The organism is Okeania sp. SIO3B5 (assembly GCF_010692555.1).
Lineage (GTDB): Bacteria > Cyanobacteriota > Cyanobacteriia > Cyanobacteriales > Microcoleaceae > Okeania.
Genome location: NZ_JAAHHG010000542.1, coordinates 1 through 6,623, shown reverse-complemented (window position 1 = coordinate 6,623; position 6,623 = coordinate 1). Strand labels below are relative to the sequence as shown.

The following is a 6,623-nucleotide window of genomic DNA, read 5'->3' as shown; positions in this document are numbered from 1 at the left end:
GATAAAAGTTTTATTAATTGAGCTAGAAAAATCTGACTACAAAAGTCAGCTCCAAAGTCTATATTCATTTAAACCCCCTTTTTTTTGCGCTCGAATTGAGAGCTAATAGCTGAATGCTTACCCTCTTTTAAGGGGAAAAAAGCGGTCGAGGGATGGCTCCGAAACCTGCACCATATCTAATCAACTAAGAAAAGAAATAATATTTCTTTATATTCAATCCTCTCGGTTTTAACCAGAGGTAATTATCAATTATCCATTATCAATTAATTAACAACTATTTGTGACATTTTTTAAGTGAATTGGTATAAGTAGGGCTTGCTGATTAATTCTCAAAGCATTTACAGATAAAAGCTTCAGCCTTTTTATACTGAAAAAAAGTGCAATTTTTTCAGCTTGAGCTACCAAAAAGTTAGGATTTTGGGCAAGAGTTGGGCAGAAAAATCATTCTTACAATTCTTACCAAGAAATTGTGGTTTAAAGCCTCCTCTTTTAAGGGGAAAAAAGAAAAAAATTTTTCTTTGAGTCAATCCTCTTCTTTTCAAGGAGAGGTAATTAGGGTTTGCGTATGGAAAGTATGAGTGGTAGGGGTAGGAGTCAGAACTCAGGATAAATGGGAATTATAGAGGAGATAGTCGGAAAAATTGTCCCTTGATTTTTCTGCCATAATCATCCCAAAATACTAGCTTTTTGAGCTTTTCCCACCGAAAAGCTGACACTTTTTTAGACTAAAAAATGCTACAACCAATATCAGTCAATGCTTTGATATTTAATCAGCAAGCCCTAATTAGGGTTTGCGTATGGAAAGTCTTTTTGTTGGGGTAGGAGACAGGAGACAGGAGAAATGGGAATGAGCGAGGAGGTAGGAGTTAAGAATTGTCTCTCAATTTTTCTGCCATAATCATACCAAAATACTAGCTTTTTGAGCTTTTTCCACCAAAAAGCTGGTACTTTTTTCAACTCTAAAATGCTAAAGCCAATATCAGTCAATCAATACTTTTAGAATTAATCAGCAAGCCCTAATTATTAATTATTAATTATTAATTATTAATTATTAATTATTAATTGTTGAAGTCTTCCTTAACAATCAAATCCCACTCCACTCCCTTAAAATTGGTAAAACAAAAGTAATAGGCGCTCTTTCTTCTACTCGTACTCGCGTTGTTGTGGTTGTACCAGCGGTTAATTTTTGTTGGGGTCCTTTTGAAGAAGACCATTGATAACCACTAAAGGTATTGGAGTCCAATTTTAGTTGAGCGATCGCTTCAATTTTCCCCCCACTTTCGCCGATAATATTTTCTACTATTTCGGGATTTCCTATTACAAAATTTGCACCTTCTTTTGTTACAGGAAAATCAGATATAGAAATAATTTTGCCGATAATTCCACCAAATCTTTCCCGTTTTACAGTATCGGGAGTGATTAAAATTTCCATCTCTGGTTTGATGCGTTTGCCATCTGAAACAGCAAAATAACTGACTGCTTGTAGTTCTCCTGATTTTCCTTTGATATTAATTTTACCCAGAGTAGTACCTGGATTGACAAATTGTCCGAGAGTAGTTTGAATTTCCAAAATACATCCATCTACAGGACTAAGAATTTTACTATTATCAGCAATTTGTTTTTCTAATTGAGCAATTTCCCGTTTAACTTCTTCAATTTGATTTTTGCGTGTATTAACTGCTTCTAAATTTTCTTGTTCTAAACGTTTTCTCTGAGTATCTAAATCTTGTAAGTCTGCTTTTATTTGAGTTATTGTATTCTGATTTTCTAAAAATTTTTGCTTTGTTTCTGTTTCTTGTAGTTTTAGTTCTTGTAATTCAGCTTTAATTTCATTAATCCTGTTGATATTCTCTAAAAATTGTTCGTCTGTTTCGGTGATTTGTAAATCTAATCCTTGGATTTGAGTTTCAATTTCTCTAATAGTATTGAGATTGTCTAAATATTTTTGATTAACTTCTGTTTCCTGCACTTTTAATTCTGTTAATTCAGTCTCAATTTCTTTGATATTATTCAAGTTTTGTGTATATTTTTCTATAGCTTCTGTTCGCTCTACTTCTAGTTGTTTTAAATCTGCTTCTATTTCTGTAATATTTTGCAGATTTTGTTGATATTCTTGTTTGCTTTGCAGTAGAGTATCTTCAGAAATTGCCCCCTGTTCATATAAGTCTTGACGTCTTTTTAGTCTCTCTTCAAAAGTAGGAACTAACTCTCGTGCATCTTGTAAACGTTGCAGTAGACTTTCTCGTTTCTGTTGTAATGCCACTTCATTTTGATTAAGCAAAATAGGGGTTAAAGCTTTGGCATTTTCTAACCTTTGTTCCAGGGTAACTTTTTGTTCGCTGAGTGCTGCTAGTTGTTTTTCTTTTAAATCGGGAGTTAGTGCTTTAGCATCTTGTAAACGCTGTTGTAAGCTAATTCGTTGTTTGGCGATCGCTTCTAATTTTTTCTCTTTTAATGCGGGAGTTACTATTTCTAGGTCTGACAAACGTTTTTCTAAACTCTGACGTTGTTCTCGGATGGCATTTAATGTATCGTTTTGCAGTATTGGCGCTATTGCTTGAGTATCTTTCAAGCGTTGTTCTAAACTGTTTTTTTTCCCTTCCAAAGCTTCTATTTCGAGTTGAGTTCGTTGATTTTGTAGTTGTTGGGTATTTTGATTTTGAGATTCTAATTGAGTTAGTTTATTCTGTTGTAATTCTAATTGTTTTTTGAGCTGAGATGGATCAATAGTTGCCAGTACATAATTTTTTTTTATGCACTGCCCATCTTGTATATTTAAAGATTGTAATCTACCAGCGGTCGCTGACTGAAATTCTATTACTTGTCGGGGGCGAATTAATACTCCTTTTCCACTAATAGTAATAGGTATTTTGCCGAAAATACTCCATAATAAACCCAGAACTACTAGACTACCTAATGCTGCTAAAGGTAGCCAATCTTTAAGAGTAACTACTTGCATTAATTGGTCTAGTCGTTCTGGGGAAGAAAGCCGTTCTAAAGATTCTTTGCGGAATATACGGCGCTGTTTTTCAGACATTAATAATTGTAGATGAACTTCCCATGACTTTTTTACATGAGCTGAGATATTATGTAAGCATTTAGCTATCAGCAGTCAGCGCTTCTCTACGGGATGCTACACAAACAGCAATTAGTAATGAATAATTACTTCTAAGGTTTTTTCCCCGGACCCATGGCAGCAACTTTTTATTCTTTTTAAATTTAAAAGGTTGCTTTTATGCAGACCCAAAATTAATAGCTGTTAACGCAGTTCCGACCTAGGAGGCTAGCTAATAGCTGACGGCTGAATGCTTACAATATTATTCAAAAAGTAAATAAGGAAGAAGAGAAACCCGATCGATCTTCAATTATTTATTTTCAATTAAATTTTGACTTCTTAAAAGTGTTTCTGTCATGGTTGCCAATTTCTGCAAACTAGCTCCTAATTCATCAGCACGTTGTTGATGTTTTTTCTTACGTATTAAGGCTGCACGAGCTAAATCTTCCCGGTCTTGTTTTACCGCCGCCGCTGCTACTTTTTGCCAGGTATTTATTTCCTGTCTAACTTGTTTATATTCTGGTTGAATATTTTCCCAAGCTATTTTTATATCCGCTAAAGCTTTGTTGACCAATTCAGCAGTATCTACCTCAGTTTTTACTCCTAAAATTGCTTCCTTAATTGGTTCTGAGATTTGCTCAACATTAATGTGATAAAGCAGAGGAATAAAGTTTTTTACCTGTTGACTGTGACTAACTCCAGTTATGCACCAAGTCGCAAAATGTTCACAATTATTTTTAATAATATTATATTTTTTTTCTCCTAATCTACTTTCTGCTCTTTGAATGACTGTATCAGCAATATAACGAACTGGATAACGTTTCACATAAATTTTTCTTCTATCAGTAAAATATTCTTTAGAAGTTCTTTCAATAGTTTCTGTACCCTTACGATAATGAATAACTGTTCCATCACCACAGTCAATGCCATGATGTTCGTAAACACCATCTATATTTAGAAACTCTCTAAGAGTATATATTTGATCTCCTCTTGCCATATTATTTTTTCAAGTTTTACTTAATTTAACTAGCTATCAGCTATTAACTGTCAGCTATCAGCTTAAAAAGGTAGTGCATAGATAATAGTATCTGTTTGCGGAGCAGTCCCTTAATAATTAATAATTAATAATTAATAATTAATAATTAATAATTATCTTGGCTTTAAAACGGATAGGATTGACGCGGTAGGGGAAATTAATTCATTGTTTCTCCTTTAAATAAAGGAGGGACTTTAAACCTTAATTATTCGGTAAAATATCCCCGACGCGCGAGCAAGTCGTTTAATTTTAGGAGGGGTTACTCATCCCCTTTCCGGAACGGAAACGCTACCTAATTCTATTTTAATCTAATTGAGACAAGTTTTACACAAACTAAAACCACTAACCCTAAAGCTAAAATTCCAGCAGTAACTGCAATGACTGGCATATCTAAATGACGAATTACAATGGCTATAAGTGCCCAAACAAATACCAGAGGATAAGCAATATCTTGTTTTTGTATATTAATAATTGCTGCAATAATTGCCCCAATTATTAACATAATTATTGTCCAAAATATAGCAAATTGCCCTGTACTATTCCAGCCTAAGTAATGTAGGGCACTTGCTATATTTACAATTGTTGCCACACTAATCCAAGCAAAATATATACTTATCGGATGATGAACTAACCACTTATTTTTTTTTGACACTCTTTCATAACTAATTCCTAAATTTAGATATAGGCAAATTAAACAGCCTAAAATTCCTAACATTGCCAAAACTGAAAGAGTAAAGAATTGATATTGAAATAAAAATACCCAAACAATTTGTGCCAGACTCGCACCTACCAAAAAATATCCACATCTCCGTAAAATTTGATTTTCTCTTTGCCCTGGTAATACTTGATAAACTCCAAAACTAATTAAACCTAAATAAATTAATCCCCAAATTGCAAAAGCATAACTAGCCGGAATAATCAAAACATCCTGAAATACAGTATTAGAAATTTCACCAATAGTTTGACCACCAGGAGGAGCAAGATTAACATAAACATTCAGAAAAAAAGCAGCAATAATTCCTATTAAATTAGCCCACTGCCGAATAATGTCTGAATTAAATTTTTTAGTATTAGTTTCCATAATTGTCTTTACTCTTATAAATAAATTCGATTAAAAAGCGTTTCCTGACGGAATATTCCACAAACAGATACCTAATTATATGGTAAGCATTCAGCTATCAGCTATTAATTTTGGGGAAGGTAAACATAATTGAGAAATTGAGACAGAATAAAAGTTACTGTTAAATTTCTCTTCCTAAACCTAAGAAGTAATGAATAATTAGGGTTTGCTGATAGCTGACTGCTAATAGCTGAATGCTTACATTATATGCACAAATTTTTAGGCTGATAACTGATAGCTAATAGCTGATAGCTAGTTAAGCCAAATTATAACTTAGCCCGGAAGTTGTTACCTCTACAACTCACCGGGCTACTTGATTCAAATAATTAGTTAATCTTAATCAAATTATAACATCTATATTTGTAGAATTAATCTCTAATTACTTCTAGTCCACAAGCTTCTGCAAGTTGTTGTGCTATACTCTTGTATTGACGAGGTGGAGTATGAGTATCTAAGTCTAAATTAAAACCTTCTATCACACGCTGAATTAATTTTGAACGCCATATAGCTTCTATTTCATAATCAGAACTTAGACTGCCTTCAGATAATGCTAACCTCAATTTATCTAATATTTGAAATTGTCCCACTAAAATTGCTGCTTTAGTAACATCATTAGAATCAGTATCAAGAGCATCTAGTTGCCTACTAACTCGATTCCATTCACTATCAATTATCTCGATCAGAACTGCAGCAAGTTTAGCATTACGTTGCTGTGTCAATATGTGAAATTCGTCGTTAGTCATCATTATAAACTCCTAAATATAGGATTATCGAATATTTAATTTTATATATCACATCTACATTGTTGAGTCCTATGAATATAATCTTAAATTTTGAATAATTTATTTATTACCGAATAATTAAGATTTAAAACCTCTCCTTTAAAGGAGAAAAAAGTGGTCGAGGGATGGCTAGGTCTCTTCGCCATATCCAATCGAGCAAGAGAAGAAAAAATTTTCCTTAAGCGTCAATCCTCTCCTTGAAAAGAAGAGGTAATTGTTAATTATTAATTATTAATTGTTGAAATGGCTTCTTGATTTTATGTCATATGAAAAGAGGGAGTAGGGATTAGGGAGTAGGGAATAGGGGAAAATAATTTATAATTTATGAATAATAATTTATTTTATTTTGGATTTTAACCAGATATCTTATTAATAACTAATAGCTGAGATTTACATCTTTCATAAATTGCTAATTATTAAGGTAAGCATTCAGCTATTAGCCAGCCTCCTACCGGAGGAACTGCGTTATCAGCTAGCCTCCTCCGGAGGAACTGCGTTAACAGCAATAAGACCTTGCGCTTAAGGACGAGGTTTAAATGAATGTAGACTTTGGAGCTGACTTTTAGCCAGATTTTTCTAGCTTAATTAAATATTGCTTTTATCACTCACTAAAAGCAATAGCTGATAGCT

At 33.2% G+C, this 6,623-nt stretch carries 4 protein-coding genes; all 4 read right to left on the bottom strand.

Going from position 1 to position 6,623, the window contains the following annotated elements:
• Nucleotides 1-1,084: 1,084 nt before the first annotated feature.
• The 4 genes from F6K54_RS37765 to F6K54_RS37750 all read right to left on the bottom strand — a co-directional run bounded on the left by F6K54_RS37765 (nt 1,085) and on the right by F6K54_RS37750 (nt 5,957).
• On the bottom strand, nt 1,085-3,037 hold the full coding sequence (locus F6K54_RS37765; protein WP_293089156.1) for an NHLP bacteriocin system secretion protein: 1,953 nt from the start codon (nt 3,035-3,037) through the stop codon (nt 1,085-1,087).
• A 328-nt stretch (nt 3,038-3,365) separates the two neighbouring features.
• Entirely contained in the window at nt 3,366-4,052 is a 687-nt protein-coding gene (locus tag F6K54_RS37760) for a lecithin retinol acyltransferase family protein (protein ID WP_293089154.1), read from the bottom strand.
• 337 nt (nt 4,053-4,389) lie between these two features.
• Nucleotides 4,390-5,172 (bottom strand): tryptophan-rich sensory protein, encoded by a 783-nt coding sequence (locus F6K54_RS37755; RefSeq protein WP_293089152.1) that lies wholly within the window; start codon nt 5,170-5,172, stop codon nt 4,390-4,392.
• Nucleotides 5,173-5,579: 407 nt separating this feature from the next.
• Nucleotides 5,580-5,957, bottom strand: a complete 378-nt coding sequence (locus F6K54_RS37750; RefSeq protein ID WP_293089150.1) for a hypothetical protein — start codon at nt 5,955-5,957, stop codon at nt 5,580-5,582.
• Nucleotides 5,958-6,623: the final 666 nt, after the last annotated feature.

Bases quoted from the DNA above. Each gene is read 5' to 3' on its own strand.
- F6K54_RS37765 (WP_293089156.1), bottom strand. From the start codon at position 3,037: ATGTCTGAAAAACAGCGCCGTATATTCCGCAAAGAATCTTTAGAACGG.
- F6K54_RS37755 (WP_293089152.1), bottom strand. From the start codon at position 5,172: ATGGAAACTAATACTAAAAAATTTAATTCAGACATTATTCGGCAGTGG.
- F6K54_RS37750 (WP_293089150.1), bottom strand. From the start codon at position 5,957: ATGATGACTAACGACGAATTTCACATATTGACACAGCAACGTAATGCT.
- F6K54_RS37760 (WP_293089154.1), bottom strand. From the start codon at position 4,052: ATGGCAAGAGGAGATCAAATATATACTCTTAGAGAGTTTCTAAATATA.